The organism is Cytobacillus luteolus (genome assembly GCF_017873715.1).
GTDB lineage: Bacteria > Bacillota > Bacilli > Bacillales > Bacillaceae_L > Bacillus_BV > Bacillus_BV luteola.
This window is the reverse complement of the sequence record NZ_JAGGKM010000003.1, coordinates 392,348-418,819: the sequence shown is the minus strand read 5'-3', so window position 1 is coordinate 418,819 and position 26,472 is coordinate 392,348. Positions and strand designations below refer to the sequence as shown.

Here is a 26,472-nt window from a genome sequence, read left to right as displayed (position 1 = left end):
ACGAACCTAACAATTAGAGGTTTCAATTATTAAGACAAATTAGTTAATTTTCTACCAATTTTTTCATATAAAAAAACAACGAGTATTTCTACCCGTTGTTTCTTAGTCATCTTCTTCTAATTCTTCATCAATGATGCTCTTTTCAAGTAAATATTCAAAGGTTATGTCCGCTATTTGCTCAATTTCTTCCTCACTTGGTGCATAGCCGCGTTTGATCAGCTCATTGTAAAAGAATTCTGCAATTTCCTCCGTATCGATTACAACGTCAATTTCTTTCACAATACCGCCCCCCTTTATTAAGTTTTATGAGCAAGCACTAAAACTTATGTCAATTGAATAGGGTATCGATATTTTGTCTTTTAATTTTTTTGGAATGATTGAAGTTTTTTCGGCATAGTATGTAAGCAAGTGGACAAGCTTTACGAAAATAAGGGGGAATTTGTATGTTAGCAAAGGTGTATAAAATGGAGGCAATCCGTTCTAAAACAGAAGTAAAAACGAACCGTTTTGTATCAATACTAGACAGTGAAAAATTTGATATACTTTTTGAAAAAGCGCTACAGGCAATGTTCTCTGTCATTGTAATTGTTGGCATTCCTTATTTCCTCTATATTATAGCGAAAGGGTTATTCTAATGAACACCAATAAAAAACTCACCTCAATCAAGAGATAAGTTAATAACCTTAAATTGTAGTCGTGATTATTGTTTTTGATCACTGGACTTCATGCTTGTGAGCTTTTCTAAGTTTTTTAAAGCCAATTCCATCACATCTTTATATTGATCATCCTCAAATAATTCATAAAGGAGTTTGTAATCATTGTATACATCCAATAGCCCATCAATAATTTCTCTGCGCTCATTTTCTTTTTTTAAGTGTTCCTTTTCAGATTTGCGAAATTCTTTTTTCATCCCGTGCATCTCCAAACTTGTAGTCTCTTTCTTCGCTAAATACAATTGGGAGATTTTTTGTAAAAATGCTTCTGCATGTTGATGGTCTGCTACAAGGGTTAGTTCCTCCTCACCGGCTTCTAGCCATTCCCCATCTTTTATTCGCGTTAGTTCATAGATGACTTCCTCCCAAGCATTGTCCTTATATCTCCAAATTTCTGTACGTATTCCGATGACCTTGAAGAACTCACGTCCATACCCTGCAACAAGTACCAAGTCACCAAAGTAGTAATTAAATTCAATTTCAATATTTTCAGATTCAAGTACTTTACCCTCATATTCTGAGAGAAGCTTTAATGTATCCTCAAGGTAAAGGGCTTCAGAATGATGGTTTACTTCATATGTCCAGAGATCATTCATTTTTTTTATATCTGTAATCGTGCCAACTGTTCCATATACAATAATCACGACTACATCTCCTACTTTATACTTTGGTTTATTTTTTCTATCCAGAATAATCATCCCCTTTGAAGAGTCGTGATAAATAAAAGTTACAATATACTATGCAAGTAAGGCTTGTATCGCTAATGAAATGAGTATTAGGATTAATCTCAAAAAAAGCGCAAAAAAGACGAACCCTTATTGGTTCGCCTAAAAATTCATCATAATAGTTATTTTATTTCATCTGAAAGATAAATCTCCCATGCCTCATCGAATACTGACATACTCGATAGATACTGGCCGTTTAATTCTAGATAGGAACTAATTTCATGATAATCACTAGACCCTTTAGGAAAGCTATGATCATCATATACGTCATTAGCAAACTTACTAATTTCATCACGTACCTTTACAGCGCGATATTTTAAAATAAAATGATAAAACGTTTTGTTCATGGTCATCCCCTCAAACTAAGTGTTTACTCATTTTATCATATTTTATACAAATTAAAATGAGAATGAGCTATCGTTTGATAAAGAAGTAATAAAAGTATAGATTAGTTGTTGTGTAGCAACCATGTCTTCTAAATCTACGACCTCTACAGGTGAGTGAGCGTAACGTGAAGGAATGGAAAGAACTCCGGTTGGAATTCCCTTGTTACTTAACGAAACAGCCCCACCATCAGTACCAATTCCCGGGAACACTTCATATTGGAACTTAATTTCATTTTCTTTCGCCAAGTTAACTAAGCTTTCTTTTACAGTTGGATGTGCAATTAGGCTAAAATCTATAATCTTGATTCCAGTTCCAGCACCTAAGGCTAACGTTTGGTCCATTGTTTCTTCAGGTGTATCACTAACAGCAGTAGTGTCTACTGCAATGGCAACATCCGCTTCAATATTATGAGAAGCTACCTTCGCTCCTCGGAGTCCGACTTCCTCTTGAACGGTGAATAGGAAGTGAATTTCACCTAAAAAATCTTTGCCTTGTAATTGTTCTAGAACTGCTATTAGAACAGCACAACCAGCACGATCATCTAACCCTTTTCCAACCACTCTGCCTGTTTTAGAATTCCCGAGTAACTCCAACTCACTTGCCCAAGTTATCGGTAATCCTATTTCGATACCCATTTCAATCGCATCTTCTTTTGATTTTGCTCCTATATCAATATAAAGATTTTGGTGTTTTCTTACTTTGGTTGGGTCATCGAATTTGACATAGTGAGCCGACATGGTCCCAATAACACCTAACAATTCCTCAGTTCGTGTTCTAACTTTTACTTTCTGTGCTAAAAGGATACGGTCATCGTGTCCTCCTAATTTTTCAAAACGAATCAAGCCATTATTTTCAATCTTTTTGACGATAAAACCTACTTCATCCATATGCGCAGTCAAAATCACCTTAGGTCCTGAACTTGTCCCCTTTTTAACGGCAATCACATTACCAATTGGATCGATTTTCACATCATCCACTAATTCCTTTATATAATCTCTAATAAAATATGAAATCGGCTGTTCATAACCACACGGGCCATGAAGACTCGTTAATTTCTTTAAAAGTTCAAACATACGAATTACCCCTTAATAATAATAGATTCGTCACTTTAACCAATTAATGTAGTAACACAATTTAGTATAAGCACTTTTTTCAAAAATTTCAAATAAATAGAGAAACTATCAGTATAAATAAAGAACTATTTACATATTTTTAGCTATGAAGGACAAGAAAATAAAAAAATGGAAAAGGTCTCTTGGGCTATTTGAATCATTTAAACCCTTTTAAACTTATTGTGGGCATCTAAATATTTAAATAGAGTGGATTGGATTGGAGAACGGAAGGCACTTGACTCCTGCGGGAAGTAGAGGAAAGGTCAAGACCCCGCAGACGGAACGTCGAGGAGGCTTGACTTCCTCCCCGATGGGAATTCGCCCTTGAAAAAGCCAGCAGTTGTGCTTTTTCATAATTCCCCGCGGAAAGCAAGTGCCTGCAGTGAAAAGGAACGGTCTATGTTCAAAATGGATATCAAGCTATTTAAAAAATTGTTTATAAAAAGGCCCTATTACAAATAAAACCAACTATAAATCTACTAAATGAAAACTTTTTTCAATATCCCAAGTAATAATTCTTTCATTTTATTTAATAGTTTATTATAATGATGACATAATAATAATTATTATTATTTAACACTGAAGTTTAAAAGCATACTTTTTGCTACTTATATACTCAAAGGAGGAAATTAATTATGGAAACTAAAGACACAGCAAGCGTTGGGAAATGCCCTTTTAATCACGGTGCTACTACTACTCCAAAATCTAGTGGGACGACAAATAAAGACTGGTGGCCAAATCAATTAAACTTAAATATTTTGCACCAGCATGACAGAAAATCTAATCCTATGGGAGAAGAGTTTAATTATACTGAAGAATTTAAAAAACTAGATTACCAAGCTCTTAAACAAGATCTTCACACTCTAATGACAGACAGCCAAGAATGGTGGCCAGCTGACTATGGTCATTATGGTCCTTTCTTTATCCGTATGGCTTGGCACGCTGCAGGTACATACCGTACAGGTGATGGCCGTGGTGGTGGTGGTACTGGAAATCAGCGTTTTGCTCCACTTAACAGCTGGGCTGATAATGGTAACCTTGATAAAGCTCGTCGTCTTCTTTGGCCAATTAAGCAAAAGTATGGTAACAAGATCTCTTGGGCTGACTTATTGCTTCTAACTGGTAATGTTGCGATTGAATCAATGGGCGGAAAGACATTCGGCTTCGGAGGTGGACGTGCAGATATCTGGCATCCAGAAGAAGACATTTACTGGGGTTCTGAATCTGAAATGCTAGGTGATAACCGTTACACAGGTGATCGCGAGCTTGAGAATCCACTTGCGGCTGTGCAAATGGGTCTTATCTATGTTAACCCAGAAGGTCCCAACGGAAAGCCAGACCCTGTTGCAAGTGCTAGAGATATTCGTGATACCTTTGGACGTATGGGAATGAACGATGAAGAAACAGTTGCTTTAATTGCTGGAGGACATACATTTGGTAAGGCACATGGTGCTGGTGATGCGGCTCATGTTGGTCCAGATCCAGAGGCTGCGCCTATTGAAGCACAAGGCTTCGGTTGGCAAAGTACTCACGGCAGTGGTAAAGGCCGTGATACGATTACTAGTGGTATTGAAGGTGCATGGACTGCTAACCCAACACAGTGGGATAATGGTTACTTTGAACTATTATTTGGATATCAATGGTGGCTTACAAAGAGTCCAGCAGGTGCATGGCAGTGGCAAATTGTTGATCCAAAAGATGAGCACCTAGCACCAGATGCTGAAGATGCATCTGTTAAAGTTCCGACTATGATGACAACTGCTGACATGGCATTACTTCATGATCCAGCATACGAAAAGATTTCTCGTCGATTCTATGAGAATCCAGAAGAGTTTGCAGATGCATTTGCTCGTGCATGGTTCAAATTACTACACCGTGACATGGGTCCTGTTTCAAGATATTTAGGACCAGAAGTTCCAACCGAAGAACTAATCTGGCAAGATCCTGTTCCTACAGTTGATTATGATTTATCAGATGAAGAAGTAGCTAATATCAAAGTATTAATCCTAGACTCAGGTCTTACAATTGGCGAGCTAGTTACAACGGCTTGGGCTTCTGCTAGTACGTTCCGTGGATCAGACATGCGTGGTGGTGCAAATGGTGCACGCATCCGCCTTGCTCCACAAAAGGAATGGGAAGTAAATCAGCCTGAACAACTTACAAAAGTACTTTCAGTTTTAGTAGATATTCAAAATCATTTAGATAAAAAAGTTAGCCTTGCAGACTTAATTGTACTAGGTGGTAGTGCTGCAGTTGAAAAAGCTGCACAAGATGCGGGCTTTGATGTAACTGTTCCTTTTGCTCCTGGTCGTGGTGATGCAACACAAGATCAAACTGATGTTGAAAGCTTTGATGTATTAGAGCCAGTAGCTGATGGGTTCCGTAACTATCAGAAGAAGCAATTCAGTGTAAGCCCAGAGGAGCTTTTAGTAGATAAAGCACAGCTACTAAACCTAACTGCACCAGAAATGACAGCACTTATTGGTGGTATGCGTGTTCTTGGCACAAACTTCGGTGGCACAAAGCACGGTGTATTCACTGACCAAGTCGGCACGCTTACAAACGACTTCTTTGTGAACTTACTTGACATGGGAGTTCAGTGGAGACCTGTTGACGGTAGCGTGTATGAAGGACGTGATCGTAACACAGGTGAAGTAGTGCGCACTGCAACTAGAGTTGACCTAGTGTTCGGTTCAAACTCAGTTCTTCGTGCTATTGCTGAAGTGTATGCTCAAGACGATAACCGAGAGAAATTTGTACGTGACTTTGTTGCTACATGGGTGAAAGTAATGAATGCTGATCGTTTTGATTTAAAATAAATTAAGTAGTAAAAAGCATGGTGATTAGAAATCTATCATCATGCTTTTTCACGTCTGAATTTTATCCGTGATAATTCAAAGTTGTTATAACTGGAATTTAATTTCAGTTTAAGATGGGAGTTTTCAGATTAACATCCGATCTGCTAAATAGTCGGAGAAATTCCGCCTATTGACTTGAAAAACATTAAATTTTGGGATTCTGCTTGGCATAAGCGGAAAAACTCCTCTTATTTAGCCTAGAACGTGCTCCATTCTGAATTTAACCGAAAAAACTCCGCTTATTTCACTTTCGCTGGTTACTTAATTTAGGACAAGACTTCCTTCTCCCGAATGCATCTAGTCGGTCTTCTTTATTTATATATGAAACACCATTAAATCAACCTACTTTTGAAAAAACTCAATCCATTCTCCATCTGGACCATGAAAGAAAAAGTATTTTGAACCATTTGGTAGGGTTGTAATTTCTGTATCGATTAATTTCACATCTAATGACTTAATCCTGTTCATTTCTTCTTCGATGTCATCAACTGTTATTGCAATATGGTGTACTTTACCTTCGATAGGTAAGTTATCATTATATCCTTCAATTAATTCGAGTTCGGTTTCCCCTTCCTTATCAAAGCCAAGGAAAGCCAGTCTTATAACTCCATTTGTATGTACTAACGTGTCCTTTAGTTTCATTCCTATTATGTCTTGGTAAAATTCAATTGAATTTTCAAGATTTCTTACCATTACCCCTACATGTTCGAGTTTTAGCGTTGCCATATTATTACCTCTTTTCACTTTTGCTAAGTATCAATAAATATAGTAGAGCATAACCATGAAAAGGTCCAGGCTATTGCAACCTGGACCTTTTAAGAACAATTTTTTATTATCCATGTACTGCAGAAAATCCAGCCTCACCATTGAAGTTGTAAAGATTTTCAGTTTTTATACAATTAAATCCAGCGTTCACCAGTGTAGTGTAAAGCTCCGCAACTTGACTTGGAGCGATAGCTTCACCATTTTCGTCTAAGAAGCGACAACGCCAGTGGTCCGTACAAAATGTCTCTGGAAATCCTCCTGGAAACACTTTAACCCCTCTATTTGTAATCACATGTAGCTTTAAGCCACTCACATTAAATTGTTCAAGTTCAGCACCTAAATCATGCGGTGCTCCTTTCTCCCAATCCAGAAAAACATCAACACCTACCAATTCTTTCTCTTCCTTTGGAAGTTCCTTTACTTTAATACTAACTGGCAATGGTTTTTCATAAGAAATCGGAGCAAGAGTTTCTGGTAGCTGACCTAGTCTCTCAATGACTGCCTCTGCAAATTCCTTTGTCCCTACTTTTTCTTTGCTCGTTCCTTCTTTATAAATATCATACGTGTGAATACCATCTTCTAATGTTTTTAGCCATGCATTGTGTACCTTTTCAGCTATCTCTGGTTGACCGATATGTTGTAGCATTAATATTGCCCCTTGAAGAAGACCAGATGGATTCGCTAAGTTTTGACCCGCACGACGTGGTGCAGATCCGTGAATTGCTTCAAACATTGCGCATTGATCTCCAATGTTTGCAGACCCTGCAATCCCAACCGATCCAGAGATTTGTGCAGACACATCCGATAGTATATCTCCATATAAATTAGGCATTACAATCACATCAAATAACTCTGGACTATCTGCAAGTTTTGCAGCCCCAATATCTACAATCCAATGTTCCTTTTCGATATCTGGGTATTCTTCTCCAATTTCGTTAAATACTTTTGTGAAAAGTCCATCCGTTAATTTCATAATGTTATCTTTTACAAAGCAAGTAACTTTATTACGACCTTGACTGCGTGCATATTCAAATGCATAACGAACGATCTTTTCTGTACCTGGACGAGATATTAGTTTTAAACATTGGTACACTTGATTAGTTTGTCTATGCTCAATCCCAGCATACAAATCTTCCTCATTTTCACGAATTATGACAACATCCATTTTAGGATGCTTTGTTTCTACAAATGGGTAATACGATCTAGAAGGCCTTACATTTGCATATAAGCCCAGTGCTTTTCGTGTAGTTACGTTTAAGCTCTTGTATCCACCACCTTGAGGTGTGGTTATTGGTGCTTTTAAAAATACTTTTGTTCTTCGTAGTGAGTCCCAAGCATTAGGTTCCATTCCAGTTGTTATACCACTCTTGTAAACTTCCTCACCGATTTTAATTTCTTCAATATCGAGTTGTGCTCCTGCAGCCTCTAAAATATTCAGTGTTGCCTTCATGATTTCTGGGCCAATTCCATCTCCATAAGCTACTGTTATTGGTGTTTTTGTCATCACTAATTCCTCCATTTCATTGTTATTAATCTATTAATTTACTAAATAACCATAATTCATAAAGAAACTTATAAAACTAGGGAGTTCTCCATTCTTATGCAATTATGACAACCGAGAGCTTGTCACCTCCTATTATATATATTTATAGTCATCCTAATTTAGGACAACTCTAGTAACCTGAACATAAAAAAAACCGACAACTTCAAAGAACCAATGATATAAAAATCATTGAAACTTTTAAAATTGTCGGTTTCACTTCAACTAGCCTCACTGAAGCTTTTTAAAGGGCTACCTTTTTTGGTATATTAATATGTATAAAATACACTTATCTTCGAAATTTATAAGATATTACTTTTTCATCCGGTCAATAGATACTATTGAAAGAATGCTAAAGTACTTCTTATTTATGAATCTTCTATATATTTAAAGTATATCTTTTTGTAAAAAATGTCAACAAAAAGTCCTCTTATAATCCTTCTCTTTGTATCAAAAATCAGAATTAAAGAAAAGATAGCTAATTATTTCAGCTATCTTTTCGTTGGTAACTATTTATTCCCCTTTTAAATCTTCAATTGAGTCAATATCCATGTATGCTGGTACAACTAATCCTAACTTAGTTCCAGTAAGGTTAGGCCCTAGGTCTTCGAACTTCCCATCGTACTCAGCGTAGTAGTCAGCGTGAGTTGTTGGTAACCATGCACCTACCATTGCATCACCGCTACCATCTGCAACACCAGCCCACATTGGACCTGCATCAACTTGAACTAATTTTACTTCGTATCCAACACTTTCAAGAACATTTTCTACAACATGTGAACTTGCGATAACATCATCCCATGCTACATAAAGAATAGTAAGTTCTGCACCGTCAACCTCACTAACACCTTTAGTCCAAGCACTAACTAAATCTCCATTTTCACTTACCCACTGTGTTGCTGCATCAGCTGGTTCACTACCTGCTTGAATTAAATTCATAACTGTCTCAATATGTTCAGGCTCCCAGTTGAATTGATCAAGAAGTTTATAAGCATCAGGATGATCCTCATTTAAACCTTGACGAACAATCGTGTTAACATCTTCAGCTCCACCGTAGATACCTTTTGGATCTTCTAAATATTTCAAGTCATAGCTTGCAAACTTCCAGTGTGGACTCCAACCTGTTACAATGATTGGTTCTTCTTTGTCATATGCTTTTTTCAAAGCCGCTGCCATTGCAGCACCTGAACCTTCTACTACATCCCACTCATCAAGACCATATTCAGGTAAAACATTATTGATCGTTAAATTCATTAATCCTGCACCTGGGTCAATTCCTACAATTTTGTAATCAACCTGTTCACCGACAGTTCCAGCTGAACCTCCTGTTTGCTCTCCTCCACAGGCTGCTAAACCAAATGTTAGTGCTAATGCTGATGTGACGCCTACTAATTTTTTTAACATTACACTGTTCCCCCTTGTTTTTTCTTACCTATATTTTGTGTGATGCGGTCTAGTAAAATAGCAATTACCACTATTGCTAGACCAGCTTCAAACCCAACACCTGTTTTAATCTGTGTCACGGCACGATAAACCTCTGTACCGAGTCCAGGAGCCCCAACCATGGATGCAATTACTACCATTGATAAAGCTAGCATGATACTTTGATTAATTCCTGCCATAATCGTTGGCATAGCTAGTGGTAGCTGCACCTTTAAAAGTCTTTGTTTTGTTGTAGAGCCAAATGCTTCTGATGCCTCAATTAAATCTGCTGGTACCTGTTTAATTCCTAGTACAGTTAAACGGATCGTTGGTGGCATTGCAAAAATAACAGATGCAATAACCCCTGGTACCACTCCAATACTAAAAAAGAAGATTGCTGGCAGTAAGTATACGAAAGCTGGCATAGTTTGCATGAAATCAAGAATAGGTGTAACCACCTGTCTTACTCGTTCACTTTGTGATGCCCATATGCCAACTGGAATCCCAATCATGATTGAGATCAAAACTGCAGTCAAAACAAGCGACAGTGTTTCTAGCATTTCTTCCCAATACCCTAAATTATCAATTAGAAATAAACCGAGTAATGCAAATACACCAATTCTCCAATTACAAACCTTCCAAGCTAGTAAGCTTACAAGAACAATTAATAGAATAGAAGGTACAATGGCCAAACTTGTGACGATTCCTTCAACAAAGAATTTAAGACCAGTAGATATACCATCAAATAATCCACCAAAGGTTGCAGTCATCCAATCAACTAACACATCGATCCAATCTGCTAAGGGAAGTCTTGGTAAAATTCCTTCCATCTTACATCACCTCCTTAGCTGTTGCTGCTTCAGGCACGGCAACCTCATTTATATATTGCTCGTTACCTGTTAGTGCACCAATTACTGCACCTTTAATTAGGATACCTTTTAATCGGTTGTTCTCATCTGTCACTGCAACTGGAATATTAGCTGATGAAACTTTATCAAATAAGTCAATTAATAAAGTATCTGTTCCAACCACATTTATATCCTTGTCTAAGAAGGCACTTATTGACTGATTTTCTTCTGCAGCCTTTGAAGCATCTTTTGCGGTAATTGCACCTAGTAGAATTTGCTGCTTATCCACAACATAGATTGAAGAGATACCTAAATCCTTCATTAATTTAAGTGCGACACGCGGACCTTTATCCACTTGCACTGTTTCCGCTCGCTTCATAACATGATGTGCAGTAAGTACCTTTGAAAGATCAACGTCTTCTACGAATCTCTCAACATATTCATTTGAAGGATTCATTAATATTTCTTCAGGTGTTCCTATTTGCACGATGTTACCATCTTTCATTAGAGCAATCCTGTCACCAATGCGAAGAGCTTCATCTAAATCGTGTGTGATAAATACGATTGTTTTTTCCATCGTGGATTGTAACTCTAGCAACTCATCCTGCATATCTTTTCTAATCAATGGATCTAATGCGCTAAATGCTTCATCCATTAAAAGAATATCAGGATCATTTGCCAGTGCTCTCGCTAGTCCAACACGTTGCTGCATTCCACCACTTAATTGACTAGGGTATTGATTTTCATATCCTTTTAGCCCTACTAATTCGAGTGATTCTATAGCTTTTTTACTTCTCATATCTTTTTCAACACCTTGGATTTCCAAACCGTACTCCGTATTCTCAAGCACTGTTTTATGTGGAAACAAGGCAAACTTTTGAAAGACCATGCTAATTTTCTTTCTTCTTACTTCCCTTAACTCTTCTTTGTTCATCTTTACTACGTCTTTACCATCAATTTGGACTTGACCTATTGTAGGTTCAATAAGTCGGTTAAGTAATCGAACTAAGGTAGACTTTCCACTACCTGATAAACCCATGATAACGAATATTTCTCCAGCATTTACTTCAAAGGATGCTCGATTTACACCCACTGTTGAACCGGTTTCCTTTAAAATCTGCTCTTTGGATTTACCTTCCTTAAGTAACTGTAAAGCCTTCTTGGATGACTTACCAAAAATTTTGGTCACATCACTGACTTTAATCTTTATATAATTTTCATTCATTCTTTCACCTCATTCAATTTGTCACTTTGGACTTTTTAATTATATCCTTATTATCATTTATAGTTCAAACTGTATATTCCGTGTTTATCGTTTGTATTGTACGTACAGAAATAACTGTACGAAGTTAATGGCATAATTGCTTACAAATGCTCTTTTTTCCTCCAATTTCCATAATTTATGCATACTTTACATTTCTTTAAGGAATATGTAGTCTAGTATCTAAGATAGTGAAAACTACTTATATAGGATGTGGAATAGTTGAAAGACACTGAAGCTTTAATGAGAACCAGAAATATGGTTATAGATGCACTTGCCCAAAATATGAACCTATATGGAATTACCCCCTCAGCTGGACGGCTATACGGTCTCCTTTTTTTCTCAGATAAACCACTTACACTGGATGATATGAAAGAAGAGCTAGGTATGAGTAAGACGAGTATGAGTACTTCGGTTAGAAGCTTACTTGAATTAAATATGGTGGAAAAGGTTTGGGTAAAGGGTGAAAGGAAGGATTTATATACGATTAAAGAAGACTGGTATCAGTGCTTTTTTGACTTTTTCACCATCAAATGGCGAACAGCTATAACGACCAATACCAGTGCGATGGAAAAATCCATTACAAAATTACAAGAACTAGCTAATGACCCGAAAACTTCCGAAGACATCCGTGAGCAAGCAATTATAGATATTAAAAAACTAGAAGATAGACTCGAGTATTACGAATGGCAAAATAGGCTGATCGACAGTTTTGAGACAAAAGACATTCTAAATTTCATTCCAATTGACAACAAGAAGGATTAGTTTATATCTGGTTTTATCAACTAAAAGAACTCCTCTATTTAGAGGAGTTCTTTTAATTGAAGAAAGAGGTCTTTATAATGCAAAGACGTGGTTTCCAATTTGTTGGATTATTTTTCTATCTCTTATCCAATTATCTGAGGCTGTTTCAGGATTATAAAAAAACAATGCCTCTGTCTCATGCTCTTTTTCAATCAAAGCATCTTCAACTGCCTTTACTGAAGTTGAATCAGCAGGTTGTTGAATTGAATTATTTTGTACAGGTTGAAACGCATTTTTTTCGTATATTACTTCCTTAACGGAATCCGGAAACCGCTCGTCTTCAACTCTATTTAATACCACTTCTGCTACTGCTACTTTTCCTGCATACGGCTCTCCTTTAGCTTCAGCTGTTACGAGACGTGCAAGTAATTCCTTTTCTTCAACTGTAACTATAACATCTTGTTTTTTTGATTCTTCCATATTAAGATGCTGATTTGATAATTCTTCTGTTAAGAACTGGTATGTGGGCATTTCTTTTCCCGATTTATCTTGTTCATGTAATTCCTTTAATGACTTTTTAGTTATATTGTCTAGTCTTGTTTCATTTCCGTTAAGACTGACTGGACCGTTAAGGGCGAATCCCATTGTAAATACAATGATGAAATGAATAATTATGTTCATCCTAAATACCTCCTGTTATGTTTTTCTCTCGCAGACAAGGCCTATAAATAGGGTAACAAGGATTGTTAACCAAAACCTTAGTAAATTATTGGTCGTATTATAACAGGAGTGTTACAAAGATTACTTACATAGTTACAAGATCTTCCGAACATAAAATTAAAACTAAGGCCATCCTATGTTGGGTTTTCTAAAAACATATTTAAATTTGTTTTAATTGAGTTGTTATACGATCGAATTTCTTTTTGAATATGTTTCGGTTATCAGGAAGTAAAGTGATACCTACCTCTGATGCTATTGTTTCTACAACACTATCAATCGTCATATGATTAGTGTCAATTAGTCGCTGAAAGATTTCTTCATTTAAGCCTTGCATACATCTATCAATTTGGTTGTATGCCCATGAATTTTTACATTCTCCCCTGCTTCGTAATCTCTTTTTTAAGGTTTCCTTAGATGCCCACAAGACAAAGTGGTTAACCGTAACACCGTCATTTCTTAATTTAACAATAATCTCGTCGAAATACACAGGATTTACAATTGTCATAGGCACAATGATTATTCCTTTGTATTCAGAATTTATGTTTTTTAACATTGTGTAATTTATTTCTCGCCAAATTGGATAATCTTGAAAATCTGCCTTTTGAATTTCTTTAGGAACATTCTTATTTATATAAAATCCTACGTTTTCAGGATCATATACACATGAATTAGGGATTCTTCTATGTAATTCATAGGAAGTTTGTGTTTTCCCTGACCCAAACGCCCCGTTAACCCAAATAATCAATAAGAAACACCGACCTTTCCATTCTGAACTAAACAAACATTAAGTACCTACTAATCTAATGGTGATTCGATTTTTTCAACTAATGCCTCTGCTTGGCCAATAAAGGAATTAATATTGGCACTTATAGTAATATTCAGTCCTAACCCCACTTCACGAAGTTTATTCCGTAGGTCTTCAAAGTTCTTTTTATCCTCATCTGTTAAATCAGCGAAGCTATATAATTCATCCCTAGGATATTGATATAATTTGTAATATAAATCTTCTAGAATCTCTTTGTCATCCTTTGAAAGCATGCCTAACTGCTGTCCAGTCGTCATCCCAAGCCAAATTCCGCTTAACACATCCCCTAATTCACTTGTGACCAAGTTAGGATCAGACCAATTATTCCTAATCTGATGGGAAATCAAACCTTCTAATTCCACTAAATTTCTTTGTACTTCATTAACAAGAACTTGCTCCTTTACAAAGTTCATTTTTATCATTCCCCAGGCTGCAAATCCCAAGAGTAATAGATTCAAACCTATTGAAACTCTAAATAGCAACTTTCTTTTTTTTGTCAATTTTGCTCCCCCTTAAGACTGAACGGAGTATCTGGTCATTAACGACATTTGACCACCCACTTAATATCTTTATGTACTGTCTTATTCAAATAATTTAAATCTATCATTACACATTTACCCAATAAGTTCCATTTAATAAGTCATTTCTCCTTCTTATAGGAATCTTTAAACGTGACCTAAGTACATTTCTTTACAATCTATATGCTATAATCTATAGGGTAAAATGAAGACAGAGGTGACATTCTTGGCAATCCATGTTGTACTATATCAACCTGAAATCCCAGCCAATACTGGAAATATTGCACGTACTTGTGCCGCAACAGATTCAAACTTACATTTAATTCGACCAATTGGCTTTTCAACTGATGAAGAAATGATAAAAAGAGCAGGGTTAGATTACTGGAAGTTTGTAAATATCACATACTATGACTCATTGGATGAATTCTTTTCAAAAAATCAAGGTCAGTTTTACTATATTGAAACATTTGGAAAAAAAACATATTCAGATTTTGATTTCAGTGATGTTTCAAAGGAACATTATTTTATGTTTGGAAAAGAAACAACGGGTTTACCAAAAGATTTACTAGATCAAAACAAAGATCACTTTTTAAGAATACCAATGAATGATAACGTCCGTTCTCTAAATCTTTCTAATACAGCTGCTATACTTGTGTATGAGGCTTTGAGGCAGCAGAGTTATCCAAATTTAAAGTAAAAACTCTTCCGTCTTGGAAGAGTTTTTGTTCAATTTGCTCTTACTATGAATAGCTTTTTGTATCCACTCACTCTGGCTCCCACGCTAGCCTATGCAGCAACATCTCTTTTACTAAACACACTAAAAGCAAGTAAATGAAATACAACGAAGTAAATGATTAAAATAATGATGGAGAAAGTAAGTGTCATTCCTTCTATTGGTGGCACACCGTCAAAGTAAACTGTCAGGTTGGTGTTAGCAAATAAGATATATTTTGTCCATTCAAATTTACTTGCAAGTAGCATGGTAGCTGTTCCACCCATGAACATGAGGAACAATGAGATACCAATCGCAAGAGAACTGTTTCGGAAAACTGCTGAAATCATGAACGCCATAGTTCCAATCATTAAAATATCAATTGAGCCTAAGAAATATTGCCCTATTAAGTGGAATGCAATATTTCGTTCAACCACCTCTCCGTTTACATAGGCTAGATGAGGTACTTCACTTGATGGCATACCAAACAGCAAAAGTCCAACCAGAGTTGAAAGTATGTAAATTATCGAAAGTAAAAGTAAACCAAACAAGCCAACTGTGAGATATTTTGATAATAGTATTTTCGAGCGACTTAGAGGTCTGATTAAAAGTAATTTCACCGTACCCCAGGAGAACTCGGAAGCAACGATACCTGCTGCAATTATTATCGTAAATAATCCCGCAAAGCTTATGGCTGCCTGTGCATTGGTAACAAATGACCACACATGACTTTCCATTTGTGGAGCCATGTCATGTTCAAGCTGGTATTCTTTAATCGCAATTTCGCGCTCATAAAACATTTTTAAATTTGAGTTTGTTTTGCCCATCTCACTTAAAGCTTGTTTATCACTTGCTATCTGCGTTTCTAACTCCTGCTTCCAATTGGGGTTATTGATTGGTGCTGATTTTGACTCTTCATATTTATTAATTCCAGCAAAAGCGAGAATGAAAAGAACTACTATCCCAATCATGACATACGTACCAGGTCTTCTAAAAATTTTCACCCATTCATTTATGATTAATTTACCCAATGCTCTATTCCCCCTTTTCCGCTGTTATCTCTAAGAAGCGATCCTCTAATGATTTTGAAACTGGCGTTGCGCTATAAACGTCTACATCGGAATGTATTAATTTCTTCATGAGAGCCGGAATATCAGCTTTACCAACCTCAATCGTAAAACCCTTCTCTAAAATTGTTGCGTTATATTCTTCTTTTAACCAGTGTGCAGCATCTCCGAGATTTCCAGTTTCAAACGTATGTATTAATTGATCATTTTGAATAAAATTACGTACCTCCTGTACATCAACTAAACTACCATTTTGAATAATGGCAATTCGATCACACATCATTTCCATTTCAGATAATAAATGACTAGATACAATCACACTCAATCCCTTTTCTCGAGTAAGCATGCGCAAATGGTCTCTAATCTCTCTAATTCCTGCAGGATCCAATCCATTCGTTGGCTCATCCAAGATTAAGAGCTTTGGATTATGTAATAAACATTGCGCTAAACCAAGGCGCTGTCTCATACCAAGTGAATAAGTTCTTACTTTATCATGTATTCTATCCTTTAAGCCTACAAGCTCAACCACTTCATTAATTTTTTCATTTGTTATTGCATTATGCATTCGAGCATATTGTAGAAGATTTTGATACCCTGTTAAAAACTTATACATTTCCGGATTTTCCACAATCGCACCGATATTACTGACTGCTCCTTCGAAATCCTTTTTTATACTTTTACCACAAACAACGATATCTCCTTCTGTAATTCCCATTAAACCAACAATCATTCGAATGGTCGTTGTTTTCCCTGCTCCGTTTGGTCCCAAGAAACCAAAAACCTCTCCTTCTTCAACCGTAAAACTAATCCCCTTAATAATGTTCTTTCCTTTTATCGTCTTTTTGACGTTATCTAACGTAAGAACCGGTTTCATCATCTGCCTCCTATTTTTCATTTTTTGTAGATATGTGTCAAAGCCCCTTCCATGTTATCAATCTACTATTTTTCACCTATGTATGCTTACGTCTAACCTCCCATTTGGTTTCATAATTTTGTTTTTGGATTCTAGGTACTCTGTTATCTCATGCAAAAAAATCTTAATCACTACTTTATTTATCGCATTTTGGAAATAAAGTAATTCTTATACTAAATAATTGTCTAATACAAAAATTAAGATTTGATAAAAGAATAATACTCCTACCTTAGTACAAAATATCTATGTTCAAAAGGAGGTGTATTCATGCCGAATCTAAATGATAATAAGTTCAGAAAAATTCAATCTGAAAGTCAGAAGCAAGGAAAATCACAAGAAGAATATGCAGCTGAACTTGAAATGAATAAAATGAAGAGCCAAAAAAGAAAGTAATTGAAAAGGAATGATTAAAAGGCAGGAATTATTCCTGCCTTTTAAAAACGCCATTTTTAAATACTATATATTCAAGCTATAGCCTATACATACTCGCTCCTTTTGGCATAGCCTATTATTGTAAAGGAGGTTGGCACCCATGCCAAAGTATAGAAAAAAACCCATTATTGTTGAGGCTGTGAAGCTTAACAGATCTATCACAGTTGAAACATCAAATGGTACATTGAAGGGACTTCCTGGAGATTACCTAATCACTGATAAGAGCGGTGAACAATTCCCTTATGATAGGGATCGATTTGAGACAGAATATGAGCTCGTAAAAGGACAGATTGATATAAGAGAAATTGTTCGAAAATGCCTTGGATTAGTAAAAACAAAGATGTATAAACCAAAAACAGAAGATTAAAGCATTATGGACCTATTCTCCATCTTGCTTTTTTTTTAGCTATAAATCTTGCTCAAATATTGCACAATTTACAATGGGCACTGTTCTAGTTCTTTGCCCTACATGTAAAGAAGTCCTGGATCCATCCCCGCGCTTCTCTCTTAGATATTTTATGACCCTGTGCAAAATCGACGATCGCTCACGCAAGAATTATGGATGTTCAGACCTTAATTTTACGACCCTTCCAACTCACAGAATGGAAAATATTCACCCTGATGAAGGAATACAGATAGATCCCTACGAAAAACAAAAACAATATCGGATAAAAAGGGAAAACTGCCCATCTGAAATTACCGACCCTGCTGGCAAACCATGCCGTTTGAATCGTATATAAGATATACAATATTCCACTGAACAGCATTGCGGCAGGGTTCCATTCAATAATGGAAGAGACCAATGCTCCCGCAGCAATGAAACTGCCGGAAATCCAGAAGATAACCATCAGCATGACAACGGGATGAGTTGACTTGGAACCGACGGCAAAACTTTTGCACCAGCCCTCGATCAGGCTTCCCACGCCTTCTGGGTACATGCGCAAAGACATAATTCCTTTGCCGCCCAGGCAGCGAACCGGTAGATCATGTTCAAGAAATGCCTCTCCCAGTGCCAGATCATCCATGATGGCTCCTTCGATTTTTTTATGCCCTCCAGACAAAAAGTAATCATCTCGATTACATAGAATGCATGGACCGAACGAACCAGCGGTTTTAAACCGCGATCCCCAAATCGTAAATAGATTCATCCCTACCACGACGATGATGTTGAATATAACGGAGATGTGTTCATACAAGCGCTCAACTGTATGAAATGGCTGTAATGCTGTAATGCCTTTGGCTCCCTTTCCCTGATAGAAATGCAGCAGATTGCTTAACCCATCCACACTGGTGAATCTCGTATCTGCATCTAAAAATAATAACCAGCCCCCTTTGGCATGTTCGGCACCATGCCAGCAGGCTGATGATTTTCCTGCCCCTGCATTCTGCAGAACCTTTGCACCATAGCTTTCCGCGATAGCCACAGTATTGTCGGATGAATCGTCATCAACAACCAGAATTTCAAATTGTCTGAAACGCTGCTCCTGCAATGATTGCAATAACGGTGAGATCCTGCCTTCTTCATTCCTAGCTGGAATAATGATGGACAGAAACGGAAGACCAGCCGTAGGTCTGGAGGAAAAAACAGGAACCGGCAAAGACCAGAACATGATGAAGCCAATCACAACTGCTACAAATCCAATCGCGAGATTAATCACTTCTACAGCAGACATAAAACCTGCCTCCTTCCGCTGTGTGTAAGCACACAGCTTTTATGATCCCTGAAAAGTCTTTATCTTACTGAGTAATCAAACAAATTGCCCGTATCGTCTTGTATCAGTTCCTGTGCTGTTATTCTGGCTGATAATAGCACGATTGGGACACCGGCGCCGGGATGTGTACTGCTTCCGGTAAAGTACAAATTTTCACAATGGCTCGCCTTGCTTTGCGGACGATAGTGGTTGCTTTGTTTCAGGATTGGCTGCAGACCAAACGTGGCGCCATTATAAGCATTGAATTTCGACCTAAAATCCAATGGTGTTGTATGCGTTTCGGTGACAATCTCATCTTCAATGTTTTCAAAACCACGGATTTTCTTTAATTCATTTAAAATGTAACCTCGATAATAAGAAATGGTATCCTCGTCCCATTTATAGTTTGCTGTAGCTATATCTGATACGGGCATTAGTATATACAAACCATCCTTTCCCTCAGGCGCAAGGGAAGGATCCATTTTTGAAGCGATATATACATAGAAAGAGGCATTCGTCAGTTTCTTCCCATCAAAAATATCTTTAAGATTCTGATCTAGGTTTTCGTTGAAAATAAAATTATGTACATGGTCAATTTCTTCATATTTCCGGTCCATACCGAGATATAACAGAAAACATGAACAAGAGTATTTCATGCTGTCGATTTTCTTATCGGTATATTTTCCTTTGGAAGTTTTGTCATTTACCAAGTGCTTCATCGCATATGGAAAGTCTGCATTACAAACAACATAATCCGAAGAGATTTTCTGTCCATCCACAACAATCCCTTCCGCTTTGCAATTGTGAATGGCTATCTCCTGCACATCCTTGCCATAGTGAATGGTTCCTCCAAGTTCCCCAAAAAGCCTCTCCATGGCCAAAGCCATCGTATACATTCCGCCTTTTATAAACCATACTCCATATAAAAATTGAATCATAGGAATCATGGTGTAAAAAGAAGGACTTTTAAGAGGGGAAATACCTATGTATAACGTTTGAAAACTGATCAACTGTTTCAGCCGTTCATTCTTAATATATTTTCCTATAAACGCATCTGCAGTGTCATAAGGTTTCAGTTTCAATGCTTTCTTCAACATCGGAAGGTTATAAAAATCAGTCCTTTTGCGAAAAGGTCTTTGAAGTACGTAATGCTTTGCAATTACAAATCGTTTGTAAATTTCATGCAAATATTGAAAAAAACCTGCCGTGTCCTCTTCGCTAATTGATTCAATTGTCTTTGTTAATTCTGTAAGGTCAGAGGAGATATCAAAAGGCTTGTCGGGAATATCACTGAAATAAGCCCGATAAATTGGGTCCAATTTTTCCATTGGAATGTAATCATCAGGGTCGCGGCCGCATAGTTCAAATAGTTCCCGATATAATTCTGGCATCATAACGATGCTTGGCCCCAAATCAAATGTGTACCCCCCGTCCAGTTCAATACGATTCATTTTTCCTCCGGGTGTTAAACCTTTTTCATATATTTCTACCTGATAGCCTTCATGCTGCAGCCTTATGGCACTGGCAAGCCCTGCTACACCCGCCCCAACGACAATCACCTTCTTCTTCATGTAAATTCACTCGCTTCCAAAAAATATTCTGCTTCATTCTTAACAAGTCCTAAAAGTAATGGCAGTGTACAATAATCCTATTAAAGCAGCCACTTTCTTAATTTTTTCAATGCTTTCATATTTTGGTCGGAATACGGCGGGAATTTACCTTGAAAACGCAGGTAATGATACGTTTTGTAATCTGTTTTTTCATAACTAAAAGCTAGAAAACCAGCTTTGCCATGATAAGCACCGTATCCACTTCTTCCAACCCCTCCAAATGCGATATGGGGGCTCGCGGCATGATGTATCACTTGATTGACACTGATGGTTGGTGAACGCATATGTTCCTTGAACAGTTGAATTTGATTCTTGTTTTTACTAAATATATAACCCGTAAGTGTATCGCGCTGAAGGCTGCCACTGGATAATAACGTTTTTAAGTCTGTATAGGGAATGACAGGAAGAACCGGACCGAAAATTTCTTCCTGCAGAATCGGACTTTCTGGTTTGATATCCGTTACCACGGTCGGGGCGATGAACCGATCGTTTCGATCATGCACACCTCCATGCCGGACAATTCCCTGCCCGATAAACTCAACCATCTTTTGAAAATGTGCAATTGTACAGATCCTGCCATAATCCCTGCTTGCCTGAGGCTGTTCTCCGTAAAAAGCTGAAACCGAAGTAGAAATTTCATTCAGTGCTTTTTCATAAATGGAATGATGGACAAAAAGTGTATCCGGTGCAATACAGGTTTGCCCAGCATTAAGGAATTTACCCCAGACAATTTCTCTAATGGCGGTTTTTGAATAGCCTGTTTCATCCATAATACATGGGTTTTTACCACCTAGTTCGAGTATCACCGGTGTGAGCTGTTTAGCTGCCTGCTCTGCCACAGCTTTCCCAGTCTTTCCGCTGCCTGTAAAAAAAATTAGGTCAAAAGGGGCTGAAGTCAACAGGCTCGCGGTTTGTGCATTTCCTGTCACAACGTGTAATCGTTCGGGAGGAAATGCGCGATTGATGATTTCTTTTAACAGTTCAGCTGTTGCGGGTGCATGTTCAGATGGTTTAATCACGCAGCGGTTTCCGCAGGCAATTGCACCAATGGCAGGCATCAAGGTAAGCTGGACCGGGTAATTCCACGAACCGATGATGAGTACACTCCCATATGGATGCCTCATTCTTTGGATAGCTTCCACATATCCCAATTTAAGGTGCCGGGACCGTACAGGTCGGTTCCATTTTGCTATATGCTTGCATACATACTCGATTTCATTCAATAAAACGGCGATTTCAGATGAAAAGGATTCGAATGCCGGTTTTCCTAAATCTGAATGAAGGGCCCAGGTAAAGGCTGCTTCGTGCTCCAACAGAATGGATTTCAGCTTCAGTAGTTGTTTTTTAACTTCTTCAACCGAAGGCCTCCCCGTTGACAACAGTTCCTCCCTCTGCCTTGTCGGTAATGTCTTCAGAAAATGAAAATCATTGTCAGGCATGGGCTGAATCCCTCTGAACTATTTTCTCGCTTACAAGCTGACCGCTTAAGGTAACCATCGGCATTCCGCCGCCGGGGTTTACGGTTCCACCGACAAAAAATAGATTGCCATAGCGTTCACTTTGTTTCGGATGCTTGAATCCTTTATTTTTCTTGCGGTCTGACACTGTTCCATAAATTGCACCCCGGTCAGAGCCATACATCCGCCTAATATCCTCCGGTGTCCATAAATCCTTTGTAACGATATGATCTCGCAAATCGTCTAAACCCATTTTTTCTAATTTGATCAGAACCCGCTCAGCGAATTGTTCATAGTCCTGCTGCGTGAAAGGTTTCTGATCACGAATATAAGGAATATGGGGCAGTACCTTTATATTTTCATGTCCTGCAGGAGCCTGCGCCGGATCTGTTTTATTGACGTTGACCAAATAAATGACCGGATCTTCCGGCAGTTCATGACGATGGAAGATGGATTGCATTTGCTGCTTCATATTTTCTGCGAAAAAGAAATTATGATGGCGCAGCTGCGGATAGCTCTTTTTCACGCCCAAATGCATGACAAGACCGGAGCTGGCCGGTTCGAATTTCTTCTTTAATTTATTCACATAATGGCTGTCTTCCTCCAGTAATCGTTCATAAACCGGTATGACTTCCATATTGGAAACATAATAATCTGCTGTTAGCTTTGTACCATCCTCCAAAACGGCACCCGTGATTTCGCCGTTCTTTTTTTCAAGCTTGACAATCTTCCTGCCCAGGTGGAAGCGAACACCCACATCATTAGCCAGCTTCACTAGGCCGTCCGCCAGTTTATGCAAACCGCCGGGCACATACCATACACCTTGGTCATGCTGCATGTAGATCATCATGTTCAAGACCGCTGGTGCATCGTAAGGGGACGAACCCACATACTTGATAAAATACGAAAGCATATCGCGGAACTGATCATTACTTATCCGTTTATCAATGGCTCCATGAACTGTAGAAAACAGATCAAAGTTCTTTAAAGCAGTGAATAGGCCCGTATGTTTCATGATTTCTCTCGTCTTATCAACGCCATGCTTAAAATAGGTTTGATCCGTCATATCATAAAGTCTTTTTGAATAGTGAAGCAGATCCTGATATTCACGCATATCCTTTTCACTCAGGGTTGGGTTCTTCTCTTGCATTTCCTTCAAATCTTCATATAAGTCTATGATATTTCCATCAGGGAAAAAGGAGCGCCATTGATGGTCCAGCTTTTCAATCGGAACGTAGTCCTTCATGGATTTCCCACTGGCAGAAAACAATTTTTCAAAGATCTGGGGCATCGTAAGTATGGATGGGCCCAAATCAAAACCGAAACCATCCTGTTCGAGGCGGTTCAGCTTTCCTCCAATATGTTCATTTTTTTCATATAAGGAGACATCGTATCCGGCCTGCGCAAGTGAAATCGCAGCCGACAGTCCACCGAGTCCGCCTCCGATAACTAGTACGTTTTTATTTTTCAACTGTTATTACATCTCCTTCTCGCAAATCATCATAAATCGTCGATTGGCTTTGTATTCTATTTTTCTACTGCTATAAGTCTGGAATCTTACAATCACTTTACCCGTTTAAAAACTTGAATGTAGAGGTATAACGGAAGAGGTATTTCAATTTCCATAGGATTCGGCCGTTGCCCTGATTTTCCATGCGACAAGCTTCCAAGCCTCTTCTGCTCTTTCTTTTGGGCCTAGATGGGTAAAAGCATGTTTACAATCTATAAATATCTCTTCTTGAACGTTTACCCCAGATGCTTTTAATTTCTCAGAATAGCATTCGGCTTCCGGCCTGAAAGCATCGTACTCCGCTATGAGAATAAGGGCAGAAGCTAAGCGGCCATTCACCACAGCACGAACAGGGGAAGCGAGAGGATGCTCCGCTTGTCCTTTGTCTGGTATGTAGCACATGTTTAAGAAATGTGCTACTTGAGGATATCGGGCACGCCACTTATCCGGTTCCGGTTTTTCTGCATGCGGGGTGGCAAAGTCCAGCATCGGGCAGGATAGCACTTGGAGCAGCGGCTGTTTTTCCCCTTTCTCTTCTATGTATAGACAGAGGGCTGCTGCTATATTTGCCCCTGAACTTTGTCCGCCAACCATCATTTTTTCCGCATCAATATTCAAATCATCGGCTCTTCTCTTTATCCATTGAAGAATTTCATAACCCTGTTCAATCGGCTTAGGAAAAGGGTACTCTGGTGCTTTCGCATAATCGACATTAACAACTACACATTCTGCCTGATTGGCCAGGTAGCGGCAATAAGGATCATCCATCTCCTTTTCATGCATGATGAACGCTCCACCATGAAAATTAATATAGACAGGGAACTTGTTCTGTCTTGCTTCCAAGGGATAGTACAAGGAAATGTTAGTAGGTTTTACAGATGTCTCAACTTGCACATCTTTTTTCATTTTCACTTTCTGTAAGGGAATCATAGGTGTCTTTTTTGCTTGATTAGGTAGGAGACGAAGTAATCTTGCGATCATAACAGTGAACATTAGTGTAACCTCACTTTTTTACCATTTTAACTTTAATGAAACACATTTATACTCCAAAGATCACTACTATTTTCCAGGAAGCAAAAATGGTAATGATGGCACTCTCTCCATTGTTTTTTGATAGATTATATGATCTGCCCGACCAAAAAATCATTTTATTTCTAACATATGAATAGGCGCCATACTCGCGTATCTTCCTGATTCTCCTCCAATTGAGACTTCGTTTGTCAATCAGGAATTACCGGTGTTGGTTCTGGTTTTGTTTCAATCTTGTCAATGAAAAAGGCAGCCTGCTTCACCGAGTAACCTTGGTCGGTTAAATCTTTTACTGAAAGAATTTTGGTTACATCAGCTTCTGTATAGACTCTGTATCCATTGTCAAGTCTTTTTGGAATGACAATTTGATACCGTTCCTCCCATTTTCGAATGACGAGCTTGGACAAACCTGTTATTTCAGAAACTTGCTTAATGAAATATAAAGGTTTTTCTATCTTCATGGTTAACATACCTTTCTTTAGAGCATGGGAAAGGATATTTTAATTCTATAAACCATCCCTTTCGGTGCACCGGACATCTATCTTCTTCTAAACACCATCAAACTTCTCGAAAGAGGTCTTTTAAAACTAGTATCTCACTCGCTTTATGTATGAAGTGTTCTTCAACTCGTTTATGGAAGCAGCTCCAATGCTAAACATCGCAGCCTTTAATTCGAACTCTGTTTGAGTAAAACGCTCGATTAACGCCTTTTCCGACGTTACGGCTTCTGCAAGAATAGACCTGCCAAAGCCAGCAAGATCAGCACCTAGCGCAATAGCCTTTGCAGCCTCTACTCCATTGCCCAGCCCGCCACTAGCAATGAGCGTACCGGTACCTTCATTTTGCTTTATATCCAGAAGACACTCCGACGTTGGAATACCTAAGCCACTAATCGCATCAGCTACAGCTCGTTTTAACGGATCGGTGGAGCGAAGTTTTTCGACCTGACTCCAGTTCGTTCCACCTGCACCAGCCACATCTATAAATGAAATGCCCACATCAAATAATCGCCCAGCCAATTCACTATTTATTCCCCACCCTACCTCTTTCACACCGATTGGAAGGTGGAAGGATTTACATAGCTCTTCAATTTTTTGAAATAACCCACGGAAGTTTGTATTTCCTTCAGGCTGAATTAATTCCTGCAGACTGTTTAAATGTAGAACTAACGCATCAGCCTCCACTAAATCTACAATTTTTTTGCATTCATCAACACCGAAGCCATAATTAAGTTGCACAGCCCCCACATTCGCAATAATCGGAATGCTGGGTGCGTACTTTCGTATTCGAAAGGTATAGGCTCTTTCAGGATCTTCGACTGCAGCTCTTCCAGATCCTACGCCAAATGACCACCCTTTTTCTTCTGCTGCGATGGCGAGGTTTTGGTTAATTGTCATCGCCTTTTCGGTTCCTCCGGTCATCGAGCTAATTAGAAATGGAGTAGCCACTTTCTTTTCAAGAAAAAAGGTCTCGACGTTAATTTCTGTAAAATCCAAATCAGGAAGAGCTTGATGGATAAATGAAAATTGCTCGAAGCCTGTTGTAATTCCTATCCCGTTCACATCGTCATTAAGACAAATTTGGATATGATCTGCTTTTCTTTTGTTCACATCATCACGTTGATTCAATGATT

Annotated in this window: 27 protein-coding genes; 6 read left to right on the top strand and 21 right to left on the bottom strand. The window is 38.2% G+C overall.

Going from position 1 to position 26,472, the window contains the following annotated elements:
- Positions 1-102 precede the first annotated feature (102 nt).
- A complete protein-coding gene (locus J2Z26_RS10650) occupies positions 103-279 on the bottom strand; it encodes a YozD family protein (protein WP_193468865.1) in 177 nt (58 codons plus the stop codon).
- A gap of 164 nt (positions 280-443) precedes the next feature.
- On the opposite strand from J2Z26_RS10650, the gene J2Z26_RS10645 reads away from it, so the two are divergent.
- A complete protein-coding gene (locus J2Z26_RS10645) occupies positions 444-635 on the top strand; it encodes a hypothetical protein (protein WP_193539765.1) in 192 nt (63 codons plus the stop codon).
- A gap of 65 nt (positions 636-700) precedes the next feature.
- Here the strand turns inward: J2Z26_RS10645 and J2Z26_RS10640 are convergent, their stop codons facing one another.
- From J2Z26_RS10640 to J2Z26_RS10630, 3 genes are all read right to left on the bottom strand, one after another.
- On the bottom strand, positions 701-1,357 hold the full coding sequence (locus J2Z26_RS10640; RefSeq protein WP_319638095.1) for a hypothetical protein: 657 nt from the start codon (positions 1,355-1,357) through the stop codon (positions 701-703).
- 203 nt (positions 1,358-1,560) lie between these two features.
- Positions 1,561-1,785 carry a YozE family protein gene (locus J2Z26_RS10635; RefSeq protein ID WP_193539197.1) on the bottom strand — a complete coding sequence of 75 codons (225 nt, stop codon included), beginning with the start codon at positions 1,783-1,785 and terminating at the stop codon, positions 1,561-1,563.
- A gap of 51 nt (positions 1,786-1,836) precedes the next feature.
- Positions 1,837-2,898: a M42 family metallopeptidase gene (locus tag J2Z26_RS10630; RefSeq protein WP_193539198.1), complete on the bottom strand. Its 1,062-nt coding sequence runs from the start codon at positions 2,896-2,898 to the stop codon at positions 1,837-1,839.
- A 674-nt stretch (positions 2,899-3,572) separates the two neighbouring features.
- On the opposite strand from J2Z26_RS10630, the gene katG reads away from it, so the two are divergent.
- On the top strand, positions 3,573-5,756 hold the full coding sequence (gene katG / locus J2Z26_RS10625; protein WP_209794338.1) for a catalase/peroxidase HPI: 2,184 nt from the start codon (positions 3,573-3,575) through the stop codon (positions 5,754-5,756).
- 381 nt (positions 5,757-6,137) lie between these two features.
- On the opposite strand, the gene J2Z26_RS10620 is transcribed toward katG, so the two are convergent.
- From J2Z26_RS10620 to proV, 5 genes are all read right to left on the bottom strand, one after another.
- Positions 6,138-6,521 (bottom strand): VOC family protein, encoded by a 384-nt coding sequence (locus J2Z26_RS10620; protein ID WP_193539200.1) that lies wholly within the window; start codon positions 6,519-6,521, stop codon positions 6,138-6,140.
- 106 nt (positions 6,522-6,627) lie between these two features.
- Positions 6,628-8,064, bottom strand: coding sequence for an NADP-dependent isocitrate dehydrogenase (locus tag J2Z26_RS10615; RefSeq protein WP_193539201.1), 1,437 nt, complete (start codon positions 8,062-8,064; stop codon positions 6,628-6,630).
- 549 nt (positions 8,065-8,613) lie between these two features.
- Positions 8,614-9,504 (bottom strand): glycine betaine ABC transporter substrate-binding protein, encoded by an 891-nt coding sequence (locus J2Z26_RS10610; RefSeq protein ID WP_193539202.1) that lies wholly within the window; start codon positions 9,502-9,504, stop codon positions 8,614-8,616.
- Complete coding sequence (locus J2Z26_RS10605) at positions 9,504-10,352, bottom strand: ABC transporter permease (RefSeq protein WP_193539203.1); 849 nt, start codon at positions 10,350-10,352, stop codon at positions 9,504-9,506. The genes J2Z26_RS10610 and J2Z26_RS10605 overlap by 1 nt, the downstream gene beginning before the upstream one ends.
- Before the next feature lies 1 nt (position 10,353).
- Positions 10,354-11,595 (bottom strand): glycine betaine/L-proline ABC transporter ATP-binding protein ProV, encoded by a 1,242-nt coding sequence (gene proV / locus J2Z26_RS10600; protein WP_193539204.1) that lies wholly within the window; start codon positions 11,593-11,595, stop codon positions 10,354-10,356.
- A gap of 258 nt (positions 11,596-11,853) precedes the next feature.
- Here proV and J2Z26_RS10595 point away from each other — a divergent pair, with 258 nt between their 5' ends.
- The gene (locus J2Z26_RS10595) at positions 11,854-12,396 is read left to right on the top strand and encodes a GbsR/MarR family transcriptional regulator (RefSeq protein WP_406565568.1); all 543 of its coding nucleotides are present in this window, start codon (positions 11,854-11,856) and stop codon (positions 12,394-12,396) included.
- 72 nt (positions 12,397-12,468) lie between these two features.
- Here the strand turns inward: J2Z26_RS10595 and J2Z26_RS10590 are convergent, their stop codons facing one another.
- The 3 genes from J2Z26_RS10590 to J2Z26_RS10580 all read right to left on the bottom strand — a co-directional run bounded on the left by J2Z26_RS10590 (position 12,469) and on the right by J2Z26_RS10580 (position 14,400).
- Positions 12,469-13,056: a cell wall hydrolase gene (locus J2Z26_RS10590; RefSeq protein WP_193539205.1), complete on the bottom strand. Its 588-nt coding sequence runs from the start codon at positions 13,054-13,056 to the stop codon at positions 12,469-12,471.
- Between the two features lie 199 nt (positions 13,057-13,255).
- Complete coding sequence (locus J2Z26_RS10585) at positions 13,256-13,840, bottom strand: AAA family ATPase (RefSeq protein ID WP_193539206.1); 585 nt, start codon at positions 13,838-13,840, stop codon at positions 13,256-13,258.
- A 50-nt stretch (positions 13,841-13,890) separates the two neighbouring features.
- Positions 13,891-14,400, bottom strand: a complete 510-nt coding sequence (locus J2Z26_RS10580; protein ID WP_193539207.1) for a hypothetical protein — start codon at positions 14,398-14,400, stop codon at positions 13,891-13,893.
- A 244-nt stretch (positions 14,401-14,644) separates the two neighbouring features.
- On the opposite strand from J2Z26_RS10580, the gene trmL reads away from it, so the two are divergent.
- Positions 14,645-15,115 carry a tRNA (uridine(34)/cytosine(34)/5-carboxymethylaminomethyluridine(34)-2'-O)-methyltransferase TrmL gene (gene trmL / locus J2Z26_RS10575; RefSeq protein WP_193539208.1) on the top strand — a complete coding sequence of 157 codons (471 nt, stop codon included), beginning with the start codon at positions 14,645-14,647 and terminating at the stop codon, positions 15,113-15,115.
- An 89-nt stretch (positions 15,116-15,204) separates the two neighbouring features.
- Here the strand turns inward: trmL and J2Z26_RS10570 are convergent, their stop codons facing one another.
- On the bottom strand, positions 15,205-16,161 hold the full coding sequence (locus J2Z26_RS10570) for an ABC transporter permease (RefSeq protein ID WP_193539209.1): 957 nt from the start codon (positions 16,159-16,161) through the stop codon (positions 15,205-15,207).
- Positions 16,162-16,165: 4 nt separating this feature from the next.
- On the bottom strand, positions 16,166-17,071 hold the full coding sequence (locus J2Z26_RS10565; protein WP_193539210.1) for an ABC transporter ATP-binding protein: 906 nt from the start codon (positions 17,069-17,071) through the stop codon (positions 16,166-16,168).
- Between the two features lie 306 nt (positions 17,072-17,377).
- Between J2Z26_RS10565 and J2Z26_RS22285 the strand changes: the two genes are divergently transcribed.
- Together J2Z26_RS22285 and J2Z26_RS10560 are read left to right on the top strand one after the other, a co-directional pair.
- Complete coding sequence (locus J2Z26_RS22285) at positions 17,378-17,503, top strand: hypothetical protein (RefSeq protein ID WP_264467126.1); 126 nt, start codon at positions 17,378-17,380, stop codon at positions 17,501-17,503.
- A 139-nt stretch (positions 17,504-17,642) separates the two neighbouring features.
- Positions 17,643-17,909, top strand: a complete 267-nt coding sequence (locus tag J2Z26_RS10560) for a hypothetical protein (RefSeq protein WP_193539212.1) — start codon at positions 17,643-17,645, stop codon at positions 17,907-17,909.
- Between the two features lie 199 nt (positions 17,910-18,108).
- Here the strand turns inward: J2Z26_RS10560 and J2Z26_RS10555 are convergent, their stop codons facing one another.
- The 7 genes from J2Z26_RS10555 to fni all read right to left on the bottom strand — a co-directional run bounded on the left by J2Z26_RS10555 (position 18,109) and on the right by fni (position 26,467).
- Positions 18,109-19,215, bottom strand: coding sequence for a glycosyltransferase (locus tag J2Z26_RS10555; protein ID WP_193539214.1), 1,107 nt, complete (start codon positions 19,213-19,215; stop codon positions 18,109-18,111).
- Between the two features lie 59 nt (positions 19,216-19,274).
- Positions 19,275-20,804 (bottom strand): phytoene desaturase family protein, encoded by a 1,530-nt coding sequence (locus J2Z26_RS10550; protein ID WP_193539216.1) that lies wholly within the window; start codon positions 20,802-20,804, stop codon positions 19,275-19,277.
- An 80-nt stretch (positions 20,805-20,884) separates the two neighbouring features.
- Positions 20,885-22,282 carry an aldehyde dehydrogenase family protein gene (locus J2Z26_RS10545; RefSeq protein ID WP_193539218.1) on the bottom strand — a complete coding sequence of 466 codons (1,398 nt, stop codon included), beginning with the start codon at positions 22,280-22,282 and terminating at the stop codon, positions 20,885-20,887.
- A complete protein-coding gene (locus J2Z26_RS10540) occupies positions 22,275-23,771 on the bottom strand; it encodes a phytoene desaturase family protein (RefSeq protein ID WP_193539220.1) in 1,497 nt (498 codons plus the stop codon). The genes J2Z26_RS10545 and J2Z26_RS10540 overlap by 8 nt, the downstream gene beginning before the upstream one ends.
- Before the next feature lie 144 nt (positions 23,772-23,915).
- Positions 23,916-24,803, bottom strand: coding sequence for an alpha/beta hydrolase (locus tag J2Z26_RS10535; RefSeq protein ID WP_193539222.1), 888 nt, complete (start codon positions 24,801-24,803; stop codon positions 23,916-23,918).
- Positions 24,804-25,030: 227 nt separating this feature from the next.
- Positions 25,031-25,300: a MerR family transcriptional regulator gene (locus J2Z26_RS10530; protein ID WP_193539224.1), complete on the bottom strand. Its 270-nt coding sequence runs from the start codon at positions 25,298-25,300 to the stop codon at positions 25,031-25,033.
- A 126-nt stretch (positions 25,301-25,426) separates the two neighbouring features.
- A complete protein-coding gene (fni, locus tag J2Z26_RS10525) occupies positions 25,427-26,467 on the bottom strand; it encodes a type 2 isopentenyl-diphosphate Delta-isomerase (protein WP_193539226.1) in 1,041 nt (346 codons plus the stop codon).
- Between the last annotated feature and the right edge of the window lie 5 nt (positions 26,468-26,472).